Annotated in this window: 17 protein-coding genes; 14 read left to right on the top strand and 3 right to left on the bottom strand. The window is 61.8% G+C overall.

What is annotated here, in order from left to right; all coding sequences use genetic code 11:
- The first annotated feature begins 13 nt into the window (after positions 1-13).
- The 5 genes from K663_RS15095 to K663_RS15075 all read left to right on the top strand — a co-directional run bounded on the left by K663_RS15095 (position 14) and on the right by K663_RS15075 (position 4,608).
- Positions 14-619, top strand: coding sequence for a phosphatase PAP2 family protein (locus K663_RS15095; RefSeq protein WP_145902292.1), 606 nt, complete (start codon positions 14-16; stop codon positions 617-619).
- A gap of 41 nt (positions 620-660) precedes the next feature.
- Positions 661-1,443: a polyphosphate kinase 2 family protein gene (locus K663_RS15090; RefSeq protein ID WP_062119335.1), complete on the top strand. Its 783-nt coding sequence runs from the start codon at positions 661-663 to the stop codon at positions 1,441-1,443.
- Between the two features lie 88 nt (positions 1,444-1,531).
- Entirely contained in the window at positions 1,532-2,851 is a 1,320-nt protein-coding gene (locus K663_RS15085) for a methyl-accepting chemotaxis protein (RefSeq protein WP_062119334.1), read from the top strand.
- Positions 2,852-2,930: 79 nt separating this feature from the next.
- A complete protein-coding gene (locus K663_RS15080; protein WP_037464476.1) occupies positions 2,931-3,116 on the top strand; it encodes a hypothetical protein in 186 nt (61 codons plus the stop codon).
- Positions 3,117-3,255: 139 nt separating this feature from the next.
- Positions 3,256-4,608, top strand: coding sequence for a S41 family peptidase (locus K663_RS15075; RefSeq protein WP_062119332.1), 1,353 nt, complete (start codon positions 3,256-3,258; stop codon positions 4,606-4,608).
- An 8-nt stretch (positions 4,609-4,616) separates the two neighbouring features.
- Here K663_RS15075 and greB read toward each other — a convergent pair whose 3' ends face one another.
- Together greB and K663_RS15065 are read right to left on the bottom strand one after the other, a co-directional pair.
- On the bottom strand, positions 4,617-5,102 hold the full coding sequence (greB, locus tag K663_RS15070) for a transcription elongation factor GreB (RefSeq protein ID WP_062119330.1): 486 nt from the start codon (positions 5,100-5,102) through the stop codon (positions 4,617-4,619).
- Positions 5,103-5,301: 199 nt separating this feature from the next.
- Positions 5,302-7,338, bottom strand: coding sequence for a transglycosylase SLT domain-containing protein (locus K663_RS15065; RefSeq protein WP_443018968.1), 2,037 nt, complete (start codon positions 7,336-7,338; stop codon positions 5,302-5,304).
- A 155-nt stretch (positions 7,339-7,493) separates the two neighbouring features.
- Between K663_RS15065 and dapA the strand changes: the two genes are divergently transcribed.
- The 6 genes from dapA (at position 7,494) to recA (ending at position 13,594) form a co-directional block, all read left to right on the top strand.
- Complete coding sequence (gene dapA / locus K663_RS15060; RefSeq protein WP_062119326.1) at positions 7,494-8,372, top strand: 4-hydroxy-tetrahydrodipicolinate synthase; 879 nt, start codon at positions 7,494-7,496, stop codon at positions 8,370-8,372.
- A 44-nt stretch (positions 8,373-8,416) separates the two neighbouring features.
- Positions 8,417-8,899, top strand: coding sequence for an SsrA-binding protein SmpB (smpB, locus tag K663_RS15055; protein ID WP_037464483.1), 483 nt, complete (start codon positions 8,417-8,419; stop codon positions 8,897-8,899).
- 18 nt (positions 8,900-8,917) lie between these two features.
- Positions 8,918-9,508: a DUF2062 domain-containing protein gene (locus tag K663_RS15050; RefSeq protein WP_062121031.1), complete on the top strand. Its 591-nt coding sequence runs from the start codon at positions 8,918-8,920 to the stop codon at positions 9,506-9,508.
- A 46-nt stretch (positions 9,509-9,554) separates the two neighbouring features.
- Positions 9,555-11,978: a hybrid sensor histidine kinase/response regulator gene (locus tag K663_RS15045; protein ID WP_062119323.1), complete on the top strand. Its 2,424-nt coding sequence runs from the start codon at positions 9,555-9,557 to the stop codon at positions 11,976-11,978.
- Between the two features lie 82 nt (positions 11,979-12,060).
- Positions 12,061-12,417 carry a response regulator gene (locus tag K663_RS15040; RefSeq protein WP_062119321.1) on the top strand — a complete coding sequence of 119 codons (357 nt, stop codon included), beginning with the start codon at positions 12,061-12,063 and terminating at the stop codon, positions 12,415-12,417.
- A gap of 103 nt (positions 12,418-12,520) precedes the next feature.
- Positions 12,521-13,594: a recombinase RecA gene (gene recA / locus K663_RS15035; protein WP_037464491.1), complete on the top strand. Its 1,074-nt coding sequence runs from the start codon at positions 12,521-12,523 to the stop codon at positions 13,592-13,594.
- 147 nt (positions 13,595-13,741) lie between these two features.
- Here recA and K663_RS15030 read toward each other — a convergent pair whose 3' ends face one another.
- On the bottom strand, positions 13,742-15,091 hold the full coding sequence (locus tag K663_RS15030; RefSeq protein ID WP_062119318.1) for a sulfotransferase domain-containing protein: 1,350 nt from the start codon (positions 15,089-15,091) through the stop codon (positions 13,742-13,744).
- A 161-nt stretch (positions 15,092-15,252) separates the two neighbouring features.
- On the opposite strand from K663_RS15030, the gene K663_RS15025 reads away from it, so the two are divergent.
- From K663_RS15025 to K663_RS15015, 3 genes are read left to right on the top strand one after another with little or no spacing between them, the layout of a single operon-like run.
- Positions 15,253-16,056: an ImuA family protein gene (locus K663_RS15025; protein WP_062119315.1), complete on the top strand. Its 804-nt coding sequence runs from the start codon at positions 15,253-15,255 to the stop codon at positions 16,054-16,056.
- Positions 15,956-17,548 carry a Y-family DNA polymerase gene (locus K663_RS15020; protein WP_145902291.1) on the top strand — a complete coding sequence of 531 codons (1,593 nt, stop codon included), beginning with the start codon at positions 15,956-15,958 and terminating at the stop codon, positions 17,546-17,548. Before K663_RS15025 ends, K663_RS15020 begins: the two co-directional genes overlap by 101 nt.
- A complete protein-coding gene (locus K663_RS15015) occupies positions 17,545-21,156 on the top strand; it encodes an error-prone DNA polymerase (RefSeq protein ID WP_062119309.1) in 3,612 nt (1,203 codons plus the stop codon). The genes K663_RS15020 and K663_RS15015 overlap by 4 nt, the downstream gene beginning before the upstream one ends.
- The last annotated feature ends 17 nt before the right edge of the window (positions 21,157-21,173 follow it).

Genomic DNA, 21,173 nt, shown 5'->3' with positions numbered 1-21,173 from the left:
GATGGTGACAGGCATGACGATCACTCGCAGTTCCGTTTTCCTGCTGTGCTTGGCCGGCGTGACGCTCGGTGTGCTCAACTGGGCCGCGAACGGACCGTTGCCCGGTGACGTCGCTCTGACGCGTGGCCTCCAGGCGCTGCTGGGTCACTCGCCCGAATGGGCAGGCATTGTCACGAAAAGCGCGACTGAACCATGGATGTGGGCGATGACTGGCGTCGTCGCGCTGCTCCTTTGGATCTTGCGGGGGCGTGTTGCCGCGCTTGCGGCGCCGATCGCCTTCGCGCTCGCCCTCGCGACCGACGGCTTGCTTCGGTTTTTCATTTTTTCGCCCCGACCCTTGCCCACGCTGGTCGCCGTTGCGAGGCCCAGTCCGTCGTCGGGCCTGCCATCGACCTATGGCCTGATAACGGGTACCACGACAGGCCTGCTAATGCTCGTCGCGCTGGCGGAACGGCGCGGCTGGGCGCGGGCCGCGGGCTGGATCGCGCTGGTCTGGCTGGTGCTGGGCTGGGCGGCGCGGGTGACGATGGGCGGTCATTGGACCAGCCAGTTGCTGGCCAGTTACGCATTGTCGATCCTGATGGCGCAGGGTGTCTTGCGGCTGATGCGGGTGCGCTGACCCCACTCGACAGCAGCGCGGGCACGGCGCATGATCTGTTCATGACCATTGAACTTGCCGATTATGAGAAGGGCAAAGCGCTCAAGGGCGACTATGACGCCCAACTGGCCAGTTTACAGGAGCGGTTGGCGAAGATTCAGGTCGCTCATCTGATCCATGGCAGGCGCAGCGTCATCCTGCTTGAAGGGTGGGATGCGGCAGGCAAGGGCGGCATCATCAAGCGGATGACCGCCGATTGGGACCCGCGTTATTACCGCGTCTGGCCGATCGCGGCGCCTAGCGAGGAGGAACGCGACCGCCATTTCCTATGGCGTTTCTGGACGCGGCTACCCGCAGGCAAGCATATCGCCATCTTCGACCGCAGCTGGTACGGGCGCGTTCTGGTGGAGCGAGTAGAAGGCTATTGCGCGAAGTCCGAATGGAAGCGCGCTTATGACGAAATCAACGCCTTCGAAAAGCAGCAGGTCGATGCGGGGACGAACATCGTCAAGCTATTCGTCCACATCACGCAGGAGACCCAGGACGAGCAGCTGGCCCAGCGGCTCGATACGCCTTGGAAACGCTGGAAAACCGGAACGGAAGACTATCGTAACCGAGCGCGGCGCGACGACTACTTGGCTGCCATGCACAGCATGTTCGCCAAGACCGACAGCAAATATGCCCCTTGGCATGTCATCGACAATAATCACCGCAAGGCAGGGCGCATCGCCGCGCTGAAATATGTTGCCGAGACGCTGGAAAAGCTCGTGCCGATGGATTTCCCTGATCCCGATCCGAAGGTGGTGGAACTGGCCAACAAGGCATTTGGCTATCGGATGCTTTGAGGAAAAATCCGCAGAAAACAGCCTCTTGTCATCATATTGTCATCAAAACCTAACCGCACGTTTACCATTGGGGCGGTAATCGGCGCCCATGTATTCGCCACAGATCCTCGATCCCCTATCCTCCTTGCCTCGCTCACAGGGCTTGCCTTTCGTTGCCGACAGTCCGGTGATCCGGCTGGGGCGGCCGCTGAGCGAGGCTGTGGACCAGTTCCAGTCTGAACCCGCGCTTCGCCTTCTGCCCGTCCTCGACGGCCAGGGGCGGCCTGTGGGCGCGATTTACGAGCGCCATATGCGGCGCATCCTGTTCAATCCGTTCGGCCACGCACTATTGCGCAATCCCAGCTTCGGAGGGCGGTTGGACAATCATGTTCGTCCTTGCGCCTGCGTGGAACGGAGCGCCACGATCGAGGCGCTGATCGACCTTTACGCCGCGCAGGGCCAGGCATGCGAGGGACTGATCGTGGTGGAAGGGGGACGCTATGCCGGCGTGGTGGGAGGTCAACTATTGTTGAAGCTCGCCGCTGAGCGGGATGCGCAAGTAGCGATTGCGCGGGCCGAACGGCTGGAGCGGGTGACGCGCGAAAGTGGAAGCTTTCGAAACGACATCGGTGCTTTGATCGCCGATCTGGTCGCCATGGCCGACATGCTTTCCCGGCTCGCGAACGAGGCGGCGGAGCGCGCGGGCCATAATGGGCAGGCATCGGCCGGCATGGCGGTGGCCGCAGCCCAGACTGCGGACCACCTGTCGGGCATGGCCGCGTCGGCGAGCGATCTGAACCAACTGTTCCAGACCATTGAGGAGGAAGCCCGGGCGGCGGGTGCGGCGATCCGCCGTGCCGTCGATCAGACGCGGCTGGGTTCCGCCCACACACATCAACTGTCTACGCAAGCGGATGGGATCGGCGAGGTGACGGCACTGATCGACGCGATCGCGCGTGCGACCACGACGCTGGCGCTGAACGCGGGCATTGAAGCGGCGCGCGCAGGCGAATCGGGGCAGGGCTTTGCCGTCGTCGCGCGCGAGGTGAAACTGCTGGCTGGTCAGACGCGGGACGCCGCGGCGGAGATCGCAAACCGCATCGAACATATCCGTGCGACCGTCGGTCAGGTTGCGCAGGGTCATGCGCTCATGGACTCGGCGATCGCGACGGCGGAACGACTTTCCGGGTCGGTGTTTGAAGCCGTTGCACGGCACGGCGCGTTCAGCCGGACGATAGCAGATGGCGTCGCCGAGGCTGGCGTGTCCAGCGAGCATGTCAGGACCAGCGCTAGCCAGATCAGCGAGAATGCGGGGGCAGCGGTGGAAGGCGCGCACGGCATCCGCCAAGCGGCCAGCCAGTTGGCGCAGGAGGCACACCGTCTGGATGCGCGCGCCAGCCTGTTCATCCAAGCGATCAGTCAGGACTGACGGCGTCGTCAGAAAAACGGCTGGCTTGCTGCGGAAATGCGGCTACCTTCGATATCCAATAAGAAGGAGAGGAAAAGCTATGCTCGTCATGTTCGTGGGCGCTGACCGGACCGAAACCGCCATCAATCCCGCGCAGGTCACCTTCGTTTCATCGGTCACGGACGGCACCCGCATCCGTTTTGGCGAGGGCCGGAGCGTGACGGTGATAGAGCCTATCGCCCAAGTGATGGAGAGCTTGAACCAGGCCCTGCGCCCGCACGAATAGGATAACGGGACCGGCCCCTACCAAGGAAGCTGTGGGAGGCGTGGCGCTCGCCAACGGCTGGGGCGTGGTTCACCGATCCTTTGCGTCTGGCTGACAACCTGCCTATAGTCGCGGCTTGATGCCAGGACTCAGGACAGCAATGACTTCCAATTTTTTCCGGGGCGCCATTGCCCTTGGCGCGCTTGCGCTCATCCCTGCCACGACCGCCGCGCTCGCCGATGGGGAAGCCAGCAGCTACAAGGCGCTCGACGAGTTCATGGATGTGTTCCAAAAGGTGCGCAGCGACTATGTCGAGAAGGTCGATGACGAAAAGCTGATCAAGGGGGCGATCGACGGCATGCTCGCCAGTCTCGACCCGCATTCCAGCTTCCTTGATGCGCGCGATTTCCAGAATCTGCGGACGCAGACGGAGGGCAGCTATGGCGGCCTTGGCCTGTCGGTGACGCAGGAGGATGGGGCGGTCAAGGTAATCGCGCCGACGCAGGATACGCCTGCGTGGCGCGCGGGCATCAAGGCGGGCGACTATATCACGCATCTGGACGGGCAGCTCATCTATGGCGGTACGCTGGACGAGGCGGTGGATAAGATGCGCGGTGCGCCTGGCACCGCCATCAAGCTGACCATTGTCCGGCCTGGCCGGGACAAGCCCATCGAGTTGACGCTGACGCGGGAGATCATCCAGCTGAAGCCGGTGAAGTGGGAAGTGAAGAACGGCGTCGGCATCATCAACATCGTCAGCTTTTCGGCTAACACCGGCGCCGACGTGCGCCAGGCGATCCGCAGCATCGACAAGAGCCTGGGACGCAAGCCCACAGGCTATATCCTTGACCTGCGCTCCAATCCGGGTGGGCTGCTCGACGAAGCTGTGTCGGTCAGCGACAGCTTCCTGGAAAGGGGCGAAATCGTTTCCCAGCGCGGCCGGAACAAGAGCGATGTGGAACGCTATTACGCCAAGCCTGGCGATGATGCGAAGGGCCTGCCGGTCATCGTGCTGGTTGATGCCGGATCGGCTTCAGCGTCGGAAATCGTTGCGGGTGCGCTACAGGACCAGCGTCGCGCGCTGGTGATGGGCGAGCGCAGCTTCGGCAAGGGCAGCGTGCAGACGATGTTGCCGCTCACCAACACGACTGCGCTCAAGCTGACGACGGCGCGCTATTATACGCCTTCGGGCAAGTCCGTGCAGGAAGGCGGCATCGAACCGGATGTACGCGTGCCCCAGCTGTCTGACCCCGATTACAAGAACCGTCCGAAGTTCCGAGAAAGCGACCTGCGTCGCCATCTGATCAACGAGATCAAGACGGACAATGCGGCGCTGGAAGAGGATACGAAGGAAGATCCCCGCTTTTCCATGAGCGCCGAGGAACTGAAGAAAAAGGGCATTGAGGATTTCCAGCTTGACTATGCGCTCAAGACCATCGGACGGCTCGCGGCAAAGCCGGGAGCCGTAGTGGCGCAGGCGCAGCCGATCGCGAAGAAGGCGCCGTTGCGCTGACGGACGGCTTACCTCGGATAGTCGATTTCGATCACCTCATATTCCTTCTCCCCCGCGGGCAGCAGGACACGGCGCAGGTTTCCGATGGTCGCGCCCCGCAAGGCGCGGGCAATGGGGGAACCCCAGCCGATGCGCCCGGCACTCGCATCCGCTTCGTCATTGCCGACGATAGTGACGGTGCGATGATTGTCCTCTTCGTCGGCGATGGTCACCGTCGCTCCGAAGAACACCTTGCTCTTGTCGGGTTGCTGGCGCGGATCGACGACCTTGGCATCTTTCATTTTCTTCGACAAGCGGCGGAGTTGGCCGTCAATCTCGCGCATGCGTTTGCGGCCGTAGAGATAGTCGCCATTTTCGCTGCGATCCCCATTCCCCGCTGCCCAACTGACGATCTCGACAACACGCGGCCGCTCCACCCCCAGCAGTTGGTCATATTCCGCGCGTAGCCTGGCGAAGCCTTCAGGCGTGATGTAGTTGGGATAGGGTGTGGTCATCGCGCTGCTTTACCCGCCGCGATCAGGTTCGTGCAAATTTCACTGGAAGAAGGATTAAATCGCGCGCCGATGGGCTATGGTTTTTTGTGCGCACAGCGGCGCTGAGGGCGCAGAGATTATTCGAGTTGCGCGGAAGCGCGGAGGTCCCGGTAGGCCGCTTACCGGCCTTTGAATCCTCTGGCCTCCGCGCGAACTCAATTCAACCGGGCATCTGCTTGCCAAGATATTTGGAAAGCGGCGTGCTGGAACCGCGAAAGCGCGCCCGTTCCGGGTTCATCGCATCATAGACCACCGCATTCTCCAATACGCGCTGCACATAGTTGCGCGTCTCGAAGATCGGGATCTGTTCGATCCAGCGCAGCATGTCGGAGCCGGGCAGGCGAGGGTCGCCATTGGCTCTGATCCAGCGGTTCACATTGCCCGGCCCTGCATTATAGGCGGCCACCGCCAACGGATAGCTGCCGCCATAATAGCTGAGCATCCGCTGGAAATAGGACGAACCCAGCATGATGTTATAGCTGGGATCGTTGAGCGAACCGGGGTCATAGCTCAGGCCAAGTTTGCCCGCCTGTTCCCGCGCAGTGCCCGGCATCAACTGCATCAATCCCCGCGCGCCTGCATGGCTAACGATCTGCCGATCGAACTGGCTTTCCTGCCGCGCGATGGCGTGGACCATTGTCCAGTTGGATTGCGCGGCGGGCGGCACCGGCACGCGCGGGAATGCGCTTTCGCCATAGCCGGTCAACCCGCTCGACACAGCGCGGCGGCCGACCATTACCCCCAGGTCCGGCCTGCCGATATTCTTTGCGAGTTCGACGGCAAGATAGTGATCGCTATCGCTTTCGGCATTGTTCGCGATCGCGCGGGCGAATTTGCTCTGATCCTCCCAATATCCCATCTGCCCCAGCGCCTTTACGGCCCGGACGACCGACCGATTGTTGAATGCGGTCCGGTCGGCCGCCGAAATCTCGATCGGCCGTTCCACCATTGCGGGGGCGGGCACGGGCTTGCCGACGCGCTCAAGCGATAGTTGCCCGTAAAACTGGTCAGGGAAGGCCGATGCCTGGGCGAAATAGCTGTTGGCGGTTGCCGTGTCTCCAGCGGCCAGTGCGGCGCGACCGGCCCAATAATAGCCCTTGGACTGAGTCTGGGGCGACTGTGCAGCGGTGGCGTAGCGACGAAACATCGCCGCCGCGTCCGCAGGCCGGTTGAGATTGTAGAAAGCCGTCGTTCCAGCGAGCCAGGCCAGGCTGGTATAATCGTCACGTTCGCCGAGAGGGCGGCCGGAAACATCAACGCCGGGTGCATAGGCATCATCGATCTTGCTCGCGATGCCGTAAGCAAAGCTCCACTGGCTGTCATTGGCGGCGGCGCGGGCCTGGCCCAGCAGCGTCTCGTACCATTTTTCAGCATTGCCGGGACGGAAGGTCAGCGTCGGCCGGTTGGCAAGATATTGTCGCGCGGCGACCCAATTGCCCGTATTCATCAGCCATGTCGCCTTGTCGGCGATATAGCCGGCGTCGGACACGCCGACGGCCTCTGCGCTCTGCATCCGCGCCGCGGCGTCAGGCGATTTCTGGCGGAAACCGACACGAGCCTCATAAACAGGGCGTCGCGTTGGGGTAACATACGGCAGCATCCGCTGCGCACCGGCGATGTCATTGCTCCACAACAGCATGTCGGCGCGCTGGTCATGGTCTGCGCTCGTCCAGCTTGAGCCGAAGAGCGATAGTAGCCGCGCCTCATCGTCAGGAGAGAGCGCGCCCCCCAACCACGCGGTCCGCGCGGCGATGCGAGCTTCCGCCATGCGGCCCAGCTGGGTCAGCGCTATGGCATGGCGCGCATTGCCTGTCGCCGTGCGCGCCGGGAAACGGGCGAAGAAGGCTGTGACCTGACGTGGGTCATAGCTATTCGGATTGATACCGGTCTCGGCCAACCGCCGCATCCGATCTTCGCCCGGCCAGCCGGGATTGGCCAGGATGAAGTTGGCATAGGTTGAAAAGCCCAGCCCGTCGCTCTGCTGCAATGCGCGCCACTGGCTGATGGTGCCGGATATGGAGGGGTCGGACGCAACACCGATTCGCCCGCTCACCTGATTCCACGGCGAGGGCTGAGTCGCGGCAGGAACCTGCTGCACCACCGCACCCGCCGGGTAGGGCGACGCAGGAGGATAAGTGGGTGCTTCGGGCTGGGCGCTGGCGCCGGCGGTCAAAAGAAGAAGAGCAATCAAGGGCATCCGGACCAATGTTGTTGGAAGGCGGCGAGGTGATAGCCTACTGGACATCATCACAAATCCATCCTTATCAGGCCATGAATGACGCGCTATAGCGCCCCGTCGCCCTACACTCGACAGTGTGCCCCGGAATGCCGGTGAATTGAAGGAGTTTGTTGATGTTTTCCGGATCTATTCCGGCGCTGGTCACCCCATTCCGCGATGGAACGGTGGACGAGGTGGCATTTCGCGCGCTGGTGGATTGGCAGATCGAGGAGGGAAGCAGCGCGCTCGTGCCCTGTGGCACCACCGGCGAAAGCGCCACCATGACGGTCGAAGAGCATAATCGCGTGGTCGCGATCTGCGTCGATCAGGCGGCAGGGCGGGTGCCGGTGATCGCAGGCTGCGGGTCGAACGACACGCGCATCGCGCTGGAACATATGTTCGCCGCGCAAGCGGCTGGCGCGGATGCTGCGTTGGTGGTCGCGCCCTATTATAACAAGCCGAATCAGGAAGGCGTTTACCAGCATTTCGCCTACCTTGCCGAACGCTGCGACCTGCCCATCGTTCTCTATAATGTGCCGAGCCGCACGATCACCGACATCGGCGTTCCGGTGATCCACCGCCTGTCGGAGGAATATCAGTCGATCGTCGGAATAAAGGACGCCACCGGGAATCTGGGGCGGGTCACCGCGCAGCGCCTCGCCTGCCGGGAGGATTTCTGCCAGTTGTCGGGTAATGATGAAACCGCTCTGGGATTCAATGCAATGGGAGGCAGAGGCTGTATCTCCGTTACGGCCAATGTCGTGCCGCGCCTGTGCGCGCAGTTTCAGGCGGCCTGCGCATCAGGCGATTGGGATGGAGCACTTGAGCTGCAGGATCGTCTCTATCCTCTGCACGATGCCCTGTTCAGCGATTCTTCACCTGGGCCGGTCAAATATGCGCTTACCCGTGTGCGGTCCGACATGCCCGGTGACCTGCGGCTGCCCATCACCTGGCCGTCTGAATCAAGTCGGGCCGCTGTCGATCGGGCCTTGGAAATTGCAGGTCTCGTCTAAAAGGGCTGCGGCCTTATATGGTGAAGTGAGTTAGTTTAGAATCCATGGCCCGCCCCCGTCCCGAACTGTTCGACAAGAAGAAGATCGTCGCTGAAAACCGGCGCGCACGCTTTGAATATTTCCTTGAGGATGTGTTCGAGGCGGGTATCGCGTTGCAGGGTACGGAGGTGAAATCGCTTCGCTTTGGCGAGGGCAACATCGCCGAAAGCTATGCCGAGGTGAAGGGCAACCAGGTATGGCTGGTCAACAGCAATATTCCTGAATTCAGCCATGGCAATCGCTTCAACCATGAGCCCAAACGCCCCCGAAAGCTGCTGCTGCACGAGCGGGAAATCGCCCGGATGCACGGGGCGGTAGAGCGCAAGGGCATGACGCTGGTCCCGCTCAGCATCTATTTCAACGGCCGTGGCAAGGCGAAGGTCGAACTGGCCCTCGCCCGCGGCAAGAAAACGCATGACAAGCGGGAGACTATCAAGGAGCGCGACTGGAAACGCGACCAGCAACGCATCATGAAAGCGCATCGTTAAATGGGTCCCCGGGCGAGCATGGGACGTCTTTCCCGCTGGTGGCACGCCAATGCACCCACCCGCGAGTCGCTGGAGTGCAATCGCTTTCTGGCACCGGTCGCGCACCGGGTGCTGGAACCCTCTCTCTGGCGTTTTACCCGCCGGTCGGTGCCGCGTGGCGTGGCGCTGGGACTGTTGGTGGGCATATTCCTGCTGATCCCCGGTATCCAGATTGCAGGCGCTGCGCTGCTGGCGCTGCCTTTCCGCGCCAACATTCCCATCGCGGCGGCCATGACCTTCCTGTCCAATCCGGCTACGACGCCCCTCATCCTCTGGGCGTCGGTCTATATTGGCAACTGGATGCTGGGACGATCGGCGGATGCGTCAGGCTTCATGGCGTTGGTCAATGATCATGCGACAATTCGGCAGTGGATCGCCTGGCTCTTTTCGGAAGCAGCACCTGCCATGCTGTTCGGCCTGACGCTGATCTCTGTCGCAACGGCGGTCATCGGCTACATCATCGCCGACTGGATCTGGCGCCATCGCATGGGCCGGAAATGGCATTCTCGCAAATTGAGGATTGGCAAGGCGCACGAAAGCAGCGCATTGGAAGAAGTCGCCTCCGTCTGACGGCCGGCGGCGCTGTCCGAGCGTTATCAAGGGGGAAGGCCGGCCGATGGCCTCGCGCGTCAAAAGGGATGAGGAAGCGTGGACGGGTGAACGCCCTTCGCGTCTGTCCCTTCCGCTGCTGATCGTGGCTGCGCTGCTGTCGGCGGGCCTTGTCATCTATGCGATTGGCGACCGGGCTTTGGCGGCTGGCTTCGCCGCCATGGTGCTGGCGGCTGCTGCGTTGCTCAGCTGGTATCGGCGCATCTTTCCAGAGGAAGCAGCGGATCGCGATGCGGTTCCAGACTGGACGGTGGCGCGCGCGGCTGCTGACGCGTCCAACGTGGCGATTGCGGTGACAGATCGGGCGGGTCGGCTGGCTTGCGCCAGCGATCTGTTCGGCGAATGGTTTCCCGGTTTTCCGACGCCTCCCAACATGGCGGCCGAACCTGAAGTGTCCGAATCGCTGGGCGCTGCCGCCCGCGCTGCGTGGCGGGATGGCGAGGCGCGGGTGGAAGGCATTGCTCAGGGCGCCCTGCGGCTTGACGTCGATATTTGCCGCACCGGGCGGTCCGAAGATTATCTGCTCTGGCGCTTTACCCCGGTGCGCCAGCCCAATGCGCTGGACGATGTGCACCGGCTGCTGACTGGAGACGCCGGGCGGCAAATGGGCGAGGCCGGGATCATGGCAGTCATGATCGGGGGAGAAGGGCGTATCCGCGCAGCCAACGGCGCCTTTCTCCTTCGCGCGGCCGGTCGGATCGACGCGAATATCACGGGCCGTGATTTCGCAGCCCATATGCGCGTCGATGACAAGGGCCGGCTGTTTCTGGCGCGCGAGGAATCCGGCGGGTTGCCATTGCGACTGCTGCAGGTGCCGCTGCGCCGTGCGACGCAGCCAGTGGGCAATCAGGGTGGCCAGGACGGGCCGATGCTCCTGTTGCTGATTGACGAGCCTGCTGGCAGCGCGGGCGGGACGTCAGCACTTTCCTATATCGAAACCCTGCTGTCCCTGCTGCCCTTCGGCCTCGCCATGGCGGACCGCGATGGGCGTGTGCTGTTCCTCAACAACGCCTTTTCCCGTGCGGCGGGGCTCAAGCGCTCAGACAAGCCCAGCTATCCCGGCGACCTGGTCGTGCGCGAGGATCAGGGCGCGGTTGCCGACGCGGTGCGCCGTTTTGCGGTGGGTCCACAAATGTCAGGCGACATCGCCGTCAGGCTCCGCAACGAGCCAGAGGAGCCGACCGCGCTCAGCCTGGCGGGCGTGCGGGGCCTGGGGGAAGCGGCGGTGCTGCTCAGCCTTAAGGACAATAGCGAGGAGAGCAAGCTCAAGCGGCAGGTTGCGCAGGCCACGAAGATGCAGGCGATCGGGCAGCTTGCCGGCGGCGTCGCCCATGACTTCAACAATATCCTGACCGCGATCATCGGCCATTGCGACCTGATGCTGATGCGCCATACGCCGGGCGACAGCGATTATGACGACATTCAGCAGATCAAGTCGAACAGCAATCGGGCCGCCGGTTTGACCCGTCAGTTGCTCGCCTTCTCCCGCCAGCAGACGCTGCGTCCACAGGTCTTGCAGCTGCCTGACATCGTGGCGGAGGTGTCCAACCTCCTGAAGCGTCTATTGGGTGAAAGCGTGAAGCTGGACGTCAGCCATGGCCGCAATCTGGGTGCGGTGCGCGCCGATCCGGGGCAGCTGGAACAGGTGATCGTAAACCTCGCGGTCAACGCGCGTGACGCAATGCCGGAGGGCGGGATCCTCAATATCCAGACCTATGCGGTCCCAGCCGCCAAGGTGCGGGAGATGCGACAGGAGATATTGCCGGCGGCAGATTATACGGCGTTGCGCGTGTCCGACACGGGGCTTGGCATCCCGCCCGACATCCTGTCGAAGATATTCGAACCCTTCTTCACGACCAAGGAACTGGGCAAGGGTACAGGCCTTGGCCTTTCCACCGTCTATGGCATCGTCAAGCAGTCGGGCGGGTATATCTTCGCCGAATCAGAGCTTGGCCGGGGCGCCAGTTTCGTGATCTACCTGCCGGTCTATCAGGGCGCGGACATGGACCATGCGCTTCCTGCGAAGGCGCCGGTCAAGCGGAGCGAGACCTGGGGTACGGGTACAGTCCTGCTGGTCGAAGACGAGGATATGGTGCGGGCCGTCGCGGAACGCGCCCTCGTCCGGCAAGGATATAAGGTGCTGACCGCCCATGATGGCGAACAGGGGCTGGAAGTACTGGCCGGCGGCGAAAAGATCGATCTGCTGATATCTGATGTGGTCATGCCCAACATGGATGGGCCGTCCATGGTCGCCCGCGCGCGGCACAGCCATCCCGACCTTCCGGTACTGTTCATGTCCGGCTATGCCGAGGAGCAACTGCGCAAGTCTATCGACATCGCCAATGTCGCGTTCCTGCCCAAGCCCTTCTCCGTCAGCCAACTGGCGGAAGCAGCGCGGGATGCATTGGCGATGCATCCAGTGGTGGAATGAACTTCTTTGGTGTCCAAGTGTTTATACGGGTCAGCGCACCGATGATAAAATGGCTAGCGTAACGAAAAATGGGGGATCGCACATGTCGGACAGCAAGGCCATCCTGGTGGTCGAGGATGAAGCGATGATCGGCATGATGCTGGAAGATTATCTCGATACATTGGGTTATCGCCTGCACGCCATCGCCGTATCTGTTGAGGAAGCGTGTGACCAGGCGCGCAAGGGTGGTTTTGACGCGGCGCTGGTCGATTGCAATCTCCAGGGCGAAAAGAGCTGGCCGGTGGCTGACATTCTGGCCGACAGCGGCATCCCGTTTGTCTTTGCGACCGGTGGCATGGCCGATGATGTACCATCCAGCCATTCGAGCCGTCCGACATTGGCAAAACCCTATACGATCGGGGCGGTTGAGCGGGCCCTGACCAAGGTTCTGTCTGCTTAAAATAGGAAAATTCCGTTCCCCCCTTGTTCTATGAGAACAAAGGGGATACGTAGTGGCCAAGGCGCCACTGAATCGGCGCTTCCGCTTGACAGGGGATAGGCCGATGACAGCAATGCTCTCACTCATCGATTCCAAGAAGACAGGGACAATGGACAGACAAAAAGCATTGGAAGCGGCCCTTTCCCAGATTGATCGTGCTTTTGGCAAGGGCTCGGCAATGAAACTGGGCAGCCGAGAAAAAATCGAGATTGAGGCGGTCTCCACTGGATCGCTCGGGTTGGATATTGCGTTGGGCATCGGCGGCTTGCCGCGCGGCCGTATTATCGAGATCTATGGCCCGGAAAGCTCGGGCAAGACTACCCTTGCGCTTCACGCCATTGCCGAGGCGCAGAAGACAGGCGGTGTCGCGGCCTTTGTCGATGCGGAACATGCGCTCGATCCGGGCTACGCCAAGAAGCTGGGCGTTGATATCGACGAGTTGATCGTGTCTCAGCCCGATACAGGCGAGCAGGCGCTCGAAATTGTCGATACGTTGGTCCGGTCAAATGCCATCGACGTGCTGGTGATCGATTCGGTCGCCGCGCTTGTGCCCCGTGCCGAAATCGAAGGCGAGATGGGCGACAGCCATGTCGGCCTGCAGGCGCGCCTGATGAGCCAGGCGCTGCGCAAGCTCACCGGCTCCATCTCGCGCTCAAAGTGCCTGGTGATCTTCATCAATCAGGTCCGCATGAAGATCGGCGTCATGTACGGTAATCCGGAAACGACGACCGGCGGCAATGCGCTTAAATTTTACGCCTCGGTGCGTCTCGACATTCGCCGCACCGGTCAGATCAAGGACCGTGACGATATCGTGGGCAATGCGACCCGTGTGAAGGTGGTGAAGAACAAGGTCGCGCCGCCGTTCAAGCAGGTCGAATTCGACATCATGTATGGCGAGGGCATCTCGAAGATCGGCGAGATTCTCGACCTGGGCGTCAAGGCCGGCGTGGTCGAAAAGTCAGGTGCCTGGTTCTCCTATGACTCTGTCCGCATTGGTCAGGGGCGTGAGAACGCCAAAACCTTCCTCAAGGAACATCCCGAAATGGCGGAGCGCCTGGAAAAGGTGATCCGCGGCAAGACCGAAGAGGTCGCCGAAGCGATGATGACCGGACCCGAAGCGGAGGATGACGGCGAATAAGCGTGGCAAGCGCCTGCGGCCGGATCAGCTGCAGGACGGTTACGCAGTTCTGCCCGCCTCTCGTTTCAAGCACTGAAAAGGCCCGCCCACGCTTCAATGCGGGGTGGGCCTTTTACCGTACTGCTACTGATCGGTATGGCGCACAATTCATGCCGGTTCAGGATCGGAAGACGGCGACTTGGGCATGATCTTGCGGGACTTCCTGCTCTGCCGAACGGCAAGTTTTTTCTTGAGTCTCACTCCCTGCAGCCCCCAGTCTCCAAAATGCACTCCGGCCAGAAGCGTGAACAGGCCGTAGAGAAACAGGGTAATGGTCAGTGGTAGCGCCAGGAGAACGTCCAGGAATTGCTCGGTCGGCGTCTCCACGGGCCCGAGCCGGTCGATCCCGAATAGGGCAAGGCCATCCTCCAGGGAGTGGCCGTCCCATTCGCGCCGGAACAACCATTCACCTACCTCTATCACCAATATGGGTGGGGCGACGACCATGGCGGCAAGGCCGATGATGACCATGACTTCGCTCAGCAACTGAACGCCGAGATTCGCCAGGCGGCGATTGGTCGTAAAATCATGCGCCGCTTCCTTCGGCGCTGGGGATTTCGGGGTCCTGGTCTGCCCGGCAGCAGGGGATGGGTGGATGTCCAGAAAGCCGTATCGCTCCAGCCTCGCCAGCATGCGCCTGTCCAACTGGGATTTGCAGCTATCCTCTATGAATTTTTGTTGATCAATGGTCAGTTCTTCACGGAAGCTGTCCGATTGCCCCTTTCTTATCCGCAAGGCATCTGCGTCTGATCGGTCATAATCGTGGCCAGGAATGCCTTGCGCAAGTTCCAATGCCTTTAATTTTTCAAAGGATGAACTTTCCACAGCATATTGTAGAGCTTTAAAGTTGACCGGATCATCAAGGAATTCGAGCATTCTTTCTACTTCGGATTCCGTATCAGCCAGCAAGTCCTCATAGTATATGATGTGATGATCATGGCGTGCGAGGCCAATGGCCCAGCTGTTCATATATTTGATGTAGTGGGGTAGGCCTCTGTCTTCATTGATGAGGAAATCATCAATGCTGCCGCGGAAGGACAGCTTGTGCCGTGTTACGTGATGATAGTCGGAAATGAGCACTGCTCGTGGATCACGGATCAGGAACATGACGGGAAGTCGGCTGGGTAGGGTCGGCTTGAAGCGAAGATGAGTGGAAGGGACTAAGGGGAAAGAGGCTTCTTCCGATCTGCGGACGAAGGCGGGTATCCCGCGTATAGGATCCAGATCGAAATTCGGGGCGAAGGTGAACATGCTCTGTGTCGTGATCGGCGCATATTGACGCGATGCGAGGAAATATTGTGACAGAATAAACCTTAGCCATGTCCGGCCCGATTTCGGATAAGAGGCTAGAAGGGCCGCCGCTGCGTTCGATACAAGGCTTAGGCTGCGCGCAGAGGAAATCCGGCGAGCCAGGAGGGAAGGAGCCTGTACGAGCGAAGCGATCAGGGGCGTGTCCATATGATGCAAATTAGCTTGGCGGATTGCGGGCGCGTAGAACCTTTCTGGATGATAGCCGAATTTGTAACGAAGGTGACACAGACATCTCCTTTGCAGACCGTCACCAACTTCATTGACAGGAGTCGTCTTACCGTCGAAAAGAACATATAGAGAACATCTATATGATCGAGTCGGTGAACACGCTTGCAGCCCTCAGGCGGCACATCGCATCGCTGGAAGGGATTCCGGCCGCCAAAGCCGGTGCGCGGATCGCGACCGGGCATGCGCCCCTGGATCAGACATTACAGGGCGGCTTGGCCCAGGGTCGCGTGCACGAACTGTTCGGAAGAAACGAAGACGAAGGCGCTGCTGCCGGGCTTTCCCTGATTCTTGCTCATCTCGCAGCAGGGCAGTCCCCTATGTTCTGGCTGCGCCCTATAAATGGAGCAGCCGGGCAGCCCTATGGTCCCGGCCTTGCCGCGCTGGGAATTGATCCTGCCCATTTGCTGATCGGGGTCATGAAGGATGACGCGCTGCTGCTGCGGGCTGCGGTTGATGCGCTGCGTTGCCCCGCCCTTGGCGCGCTCGTGATCGAACTACGCGGGCGCACGCCGCTTATGGACCTGACCGCCAGCCGCCGCCTGGCGCTCGCGGCGGAAGCATCGGGCGTCACAGCCTTTTTGTTGCGTATCGGGGGCGATCCAGTGCCCAGCGCTGCCGACACGCGCTGGCGGGTGACGGCAGCGCCTTCGGTTCCGTTGCCCGGTAATGCGCCGGGCATGACTGCCTTTGATCTTAGCCTGCTGCGCCGTCGGTCGGGACCCGACGGCATGACGTGGCGTCTTGTGTGGAACAGCGAACGGGGCGTCTTTGGAGAAGAATGCGATGAACGCCATGACCGGAGAAGTGACAGCGCGGACACGCCGCTACCTGGCACTGTGGTTCCCGTTCCTCCCGCTCGACCGGCTGCGCATCGAGCAGCCTGATCTCTGGGCGGCGCAAGGGCAGGATGCGCCCGCCGTGATCGTCGAAACGGTGCGGGGGGCGATGCGGCTGGTGGCGCTGGATGCCGATGCGCTGGCGATCGGCCTTAGTGCGGGTATGACGTTGGCCGATGCCCGAGTGCGCGAGCCCGGCCTGCGGATATTCGAGGCCGATCCCCATGCCGATCAGGATTGGCTGGAGCGGCTGTGTGACGGCTGCGCGCGCTATACGCCGATCGCTGCGCTCGACCCGCCTCAGGGATTGTTGCTCGACATCAGCGGCTGCGCGCATCTGTGGAACGGTGAGGAAGCATTGGCGCGCGAGGCGGTCGAGCGGCTGGAACGGCACGGCATGTGCGTACGCCATGCGCTGGCGGGTACGGCGGAGGGCGCGCATGCGCTCGTTCGCTTCGCTTCGGTCCCTGCCGCCGATGAGGATGCCGCCCTGCGCCGCCTGCCGGTAGAGGCGCTGGGATTGGAAGAGGAAAGCGCGGTCGGGCTGCGCCGGGCGGGATTGCGCACGGTGGGGGATCTTGCCGCGCGCCCCGCCGCAACCCTGGGGGCCCGCTTTGGTGAGGAAGCGGTTGATGCGCTGCACCGGTTGCTGGGCCTGGACCACCGTCCGCTTGCTCCGCGCCGTCCGCGCCCCGCGGTCCGGATCGAGCGCCGCTTTGCCGAACCGATGGGCAGCACCGCTTATGCGCTTCAAAGTCTGGAGAAGATGGCGGCCGAAGCGGGGGAACGGCTCGGGGAACGTGGCGAAGGCGGCCGTCGGTTCGAAATAATGTTCTTTCGCACCGACGGCCTCGCCTTTCCGCTGCGGGTCGAAACCAGCCTGCCTGTGCGAGACGCGCCCTCCATCATGCGTCTGGTGCAGGAACGGATCGACAGTTTGTCGGACCCGCTCGACCCTGGCTTTGGTTTCGACATGCTGCGCCTGACAGTGCCCCGGACCGAAGCCATGGCCGCCACCCAACTGGCGCTCGAGGGTGGAGAAGCGCGCCGGGAGGAGGCGATCGCCGCGCTCATCGATCGGCTTTCCGTCCGCGCTGGCCGGGGCCGGATTCAGCGCCTCGAACCGCGCGACAGTCACATCCCTGAGCAGGCGCAACTCGCACTGCCCGCAGTGGAAAGTCGCTCCCCATCAAGCTGGCAGCGCCAGTCGGAGCCGGGCGATCCACCGATGCGGCCCATCCATTTGTTCGATCCTCCCCAACCAATCGAGGTGGTGGCAGAGGTTCCCGACGGCCCGCCGCACCATTTTCGATGGCGCCGCGCGGCCCATGAAGTGACCCGCTATGAAGGGCCCGAGCGGATCGCGCCTGAATGGTGGAAGGCGAAAGACGGCGCGCTGGAGGGCGAAAGCGCCGGCATGACGCGCGACTATTACCGGATCGAAGATGCGCGTGGGCGGCGCTACTGGATTTTCCGCCATGGCTTTTACGGTGTGGAGGCTCGCCATCCGCGCTGGTATATCCACGGCCTGTTCGCATGAAAGGGGGCAAAGGTCCCGATCCCGCCAAGCCGAAGTCGATTGATCGGCGAGCATTGAATGCGATCGAGGCCGCGCGAAAGAAGGGGAGGCCGCAGCGGCCTGATCCCCCACGACCCGCAAAGGAAGGTCCTGCTTTTGCTGAATTGGCCGCTGCGACCCACTTCTCCTTCTTGCGTGGCGCATCGCATCCTTCCGACATGGTCGATCAGGCCATCCATCTTGGACTTGCGGGATTGGGCATCGCTGATCGGAACATGGTGGCGGGCGTGGTGCGCGCGCATGTTGCGCGCAAACGTGCGCCTGAAATGGCCAGGACGCGCCTGCTCGAAGCTAAAAAGGAAGCAGGGCAGCCGTTGGAACTGACCGAAGATGAAAAGCGGGCATGCGAGACCGATTTGAGGCTGATCGTCGGGGCACGGCTGGTCTTTGCCGATGGCACGCCCGACATCGTCGCTTATCCATCGACACGAACGGGGTGGGGCGAACTCACCAAATTATTGACCAAAGGCAATCTGAAATCGGTGAAGGGAGACTGCATCCTTAGCTATGAGGAACTGACCGCCTATCTCGACGATCTGCTTTTGATCGTGCTGCCTTATTCCACCGCTACTGAGCAGACGGCGCACCGTCGCCCCGTGGCTTTTGAATATGATGACCGGCCGTCCAGGGAAACGATCCGCCAAGGGCATCTAAGCCTGGTGCCCCCGCCGCGTCCGGCCGACCTGGAAGCTCTGCTGATCCGGCTGGCTCGATTGGCGCCGGACCGCATATGGCTGGGCGCCGCGTTGCGCCGGGATGGGCGGGATGCGCGGCGTCTGGTGCGTTTCAAAACCTTGAGCGAACGTAGTGGCGTGCCCTTGATCGCGACCATGGACGCGCTGTACGCCAGTCCGACGCAGCGGCCTTTGCAGGATGTGCTAAGCTGCATCCGGGCAGGCACCAGCATCGCCAAGGCAGGACGTCTGCTTGAACCCAATGCGGAAAGGCACATCCATTCCCCTGCGGAAATTGCGCGCCTTTTTCACACCTGCCCGGAAGCAGTGGCGGAGACGGTTAGCTTTCTGGACAAGGTGCATTTCACGCTGGATCAACTGGCCTACGAATATCCCCATGAGCCAGTGCCCGAAGGTTGGACGGCACAGCAATGGCTGGAAGAACTGACCATCTCGGCGGCGCATGCGCGCTATGGCCCGCGCATCCCACAAGCGGTTCGAAAGCTATTGGACGAGGAGTTCGGACTGGTCCGGGAGCGCAACTATGCAAGTTACTTCCTGACGGTCCACGATATCGTCGCCTTTGCCCGGATGAAGGGCATATTATGCCAGGGGCGAGGCTCGGCCGCCAATTCCATGATCTGCTTTCTGCTGGGCGTCACCTCCGTCGATCCGCTCAAGCATGACCTGCTCTTCTCCCGCTTTGTGTCCGAGGAACGGGACGAGCCCCCCGACATTGACGTGGATTTCGAACATGAGCGGCGCGAGGAGGTCATGCAATATATCTACGAACGCTATGGCCGTCACCGCGCCGGGATAGCGGCAACGGTCATTCACTACCGGTCCCGCAGTGCCGTGCGGGAAGTCGCCAAGGTTCTGGGCCTTAGCGACGATATCGCGACGCGTCTCTCAAGCACGGTCTGGGGCAGTTATTCAGGCGATATGGGCGATGCACGCATAGTGGAGGCGGGTTTTGCCCTCGACAATCCGCAAATGGTGCGGTTGCGGGGCATTGTGGATCAGTTGTTGGACGCACCTTTTCCCCGCCACCTGTCGCAACATGTCGGCGGCTTTGTTCTGACCCAGAACCGGCTCGATGAAACGGTCCCGCTGCATCATGGGGCGATGGCGGACCGCAGCTTCATAGAATGGGACAAGGATGACATTGACGCCCTTGGCCTGATGAAGGTCGATATCCTGGCGCTCGGCATGTTGAGCTGCATCCGTAAGGCCTATGACCTGATGCGGACCCATGATCTTGGCAATCACGACCTGGACATAGATCTACAATCGGATGATCCCGAAGTGTATGATATGCTCTGCAAGGGCGATAGTATCGGCGTGTTCCAGGTGGAAAGCCGGGCGCAGATCAACATGTTGCCACGGTTGCGGCCACGCTCGCTTTACGACTTGACGGTGCAAGTGGCGATCGTGCGGCCTGGTCCGATCGAAGGCGACATGGTGCATCCTTATTTGCGGCGGCGCTGCGGGGAGGAAAAGGTAGAATTTCCTGCGCCAAGCCCAGAGCATGGCCGTTCGGATGAATTGAAAGCCTTGCTCGGTCATACCTATGGCGTCCCCCTGTTCCAGGAACAGGCGATGAAGCTCGCCATCGTAGCTGCTGAGTTTAAGCCTTCCGAGGCGAACCAGTTGCGCCGGTCGATGGCAACCTTCCGCCAGGTGGGCGGCATGGACAAGTTCCGGGACAAGATGATCCGCGGCATGGTGAGGCGCGGCTACAAAACTGACTTTGCCGAACGCTGCTACAAGCAGATCGAGGGGTTTGGCAGCTATGGCTTCCCCGAAAGCCACGCCCTGTCCTTTGCCCGGCTGGTCTATGTCTCCGCCTGGATCAAATGCCATCAGCCCGCCGTCTTTGCCTGCGCGTTGCTGAATTCGCAGCCCATGGGTTTTTACGCTCCGGCGCAGATCGTGCGCGATGCGCGCGAGCATGGCGTTGCCGTGCATGATGTCGATGTGAACATGAGCGGTTGGGATAACAGCCTTGAACCTCTGTTGCGTTCGCGGGATCGGCGCAAAGGGGAGGGGGTGGGGCGAGCGCTCGCGCTGCGGTTGGGCTTTCGGCAGATCGACGGTTTTCGTGAAGACTGGGCCATGCGGCTGATAGAGGCGCGGGAGCAGGGACTGTTTACCGGTCTTGAGGATCTGGCGCGGCGGGCGGGGCTGCCCGCTCGCGCGCTGCGCCTGCTGGCTGATGCCGATGCTTGCCGCTCATTGGGGCAGGACCGGCGCGCGGCCTTGTGGGAAGCGCGGCGCACCCCTTCCAACGAACTGCCGCTCTTTGCCGCCGCCCGTGCGCGCGACATGCAGGCAGGTGAGTTGGGGCAGGAACCCGATGCGATGCTGCCCGCCATGCCGCTCGCCGAACAGGTCGCGGCCGATTACCAGATGACGCGGTTATCACTCAAAGGTCATCCGATGCAGTTTCTGCGGCCAGTCTTTGAAGCCGAGGGCGTACTCAGCTGTGCGCAGACCAGCGCCGCGAAAAATGGCGCGCTGGTGCGGACTGCCGGGGTGGTGTTGGTGCGGCAGAGACCGGGGAAAGGCAATGCCGTTTTCATCACCATCGAAGATGAGACGGGGATCGCCAATATCCTGCTTTGGGCGCGGTTGTTCGAAATGCAGCGCCGTCCCGTCATGGCATCCCGGCTGATGCTGGTGGAAGGAGAGGTCCAGCGCAGCAAGGAAGGGGTCGTCCACCTGATGGCGAGCCGCGTGCATGACCGCACCGCCGAACTGTCGCGCCTGTCGGATGCGCATCGGCCGCATATCGCCCTGTCGCGCGCGGACGAATTCATCCATCCTCAGCATCCCCGGACTTCCAGCCACCCGCGCAATGTTCGTCTATTGCCCAAGTCACGGGATTTTCATTGAGCGGGCGCTCTCCGGGT

Source organism: Sphingobium sp. MI1205 (assembly GCF_001563285.1).
Lineage (GTDB): Bacteria > Pseudomonadota > Alphaproteobacteria > Sphingomonadales > Sphingomonadaceae > Sphingobium.
Note: the sequence above shows the minus strand (reverse complement) of the source record. Positions and strands in the feature narration are given on the sequence as shown.

What these genes read in the sequence shown, in the direction of transcription:
- K663_RS15095 (WP_145902292.1), top strand. Translation starts at nt 14, where the DNA reads ATGACGATCACTCGCAGTTCCGTTTTCCTGCTGTGCTTGGCCGGCGTG.
- K663_RS15090 (WP_062119335.1), top strand. Translation starts at nt 661, where the DNA reads ATGACCATTGAACTTGCCGATTATGAGAAGGGCAAAGCGCTCAAGGGC.
- K663_RS15085 (WP_062119334.1), top strand. Translation starts at nt 1,532, where the DNA reads ATGTATTCGCCACAGATCCTCGATCCCCTATCCTCCTTGCCTCGCTCA.
- K663_RS15080 (WP_037464476.1), top strand. Translation starts at nt 2,931, where the DNA reads ATGCTCGTCATGTTCGTGGGCGCTGACCGGACCGAAACCGCCATCAAT.
- K663_RS15075 (WP_062119332.1), top strand. Translation starts at nt 3,256, where the DNA reads ATGACTTCCAATTTTTTCCGGGGCGCCATTGCCCTTGGCGCGCTTGCG.
- greB (WP_062119330.1), bottom strand. Translation starts at nt 5,102, where the DNA reads ATGACCACACCCTATCCCAACTACATCACGCCTGAAGGCTTCGCCAGG.
- K663_RS15065 (WP_443018968.1), bottom strand. Translation starts at nt 7,338, where the DNA reads ATGCCCTTGATTGCTCTTCTTCTTTTGACCGCCGGCGCCAGCGCCCAG.
- dapA (WP_062119326.1), top strand. Translation starts at nt 7,494, where the DNA reads ATGTTTTCCGGATCTATTCCGGCGCTGGTCACCCCATTCCGCGATGGA.
- smpB (WP_037464483.1), top strand. Translation starts at nt 8,417, where the DNA reads ATGGCCCGCCCCCGTCCCGAACTGTTCGACAAGAAGAAGATCGTCGCT.
- K663_RS15050 (WP_062121031.1), top strand. Translation starts at nt 8,918, where the DNA reads ATGGGACGTCTTTCCCGCTGGTGGCACGCCAATGCACCCACCCGCGAG.
- K663_RS15045 (WP_062119323.1), top strand. Translation starts at nt 9,555, where the DNA reads ATGGCCTCGCGCGTCAAAAGGGATGAGGAAGCGTGGACGGGTGAACGC.
- K663_RS15040 (WP_062119321.1), top strand. Translation starts at nt 12,061, where the DNA reads ATGTCGGACAGCAAGGCCATCCTGGTGGTCGAGGATGAAGCGATGATC.
- recA (WP_037464491.1), top strand. Translation starts at nt 12,521, where the DNA reads ATGACAGCAATGCTCTCACTCATCGATTCCAAGAAGACAGGGACAATG.
- K663_RS15030 (WP_062119318.1), bottom strand. Translation starts at nt 15,091, where the DNA reads ATGGACACGCCCCTGATCGCTTCGCTCGTACAGGCTCCTTCCCTCCTG.
- K663_RS15025 (WP_062119315.1), top strand. Translation starts at nt 15,253, where the DNA reads ATGATCGAGTCGGTGAACACGCTTGCAGCCCTCAGGCGGCACATCGCA.
- K663_RS15020 (WP_145902291.1), top strand. Translation starts at nt 15,956, where the DNA reads ATGAACGCCATGACCGGAGAAGTGACAGCGCGGACACGCCGCTACCTG.
- K663_RS15015 (WP_062119309.1), top strand. Translation starts at nt 17,545, where the DNA reads ATGAAAGGGGGCAAAGGTCCCGATCCCGCCAAGCCGAAGTCGATTGAT.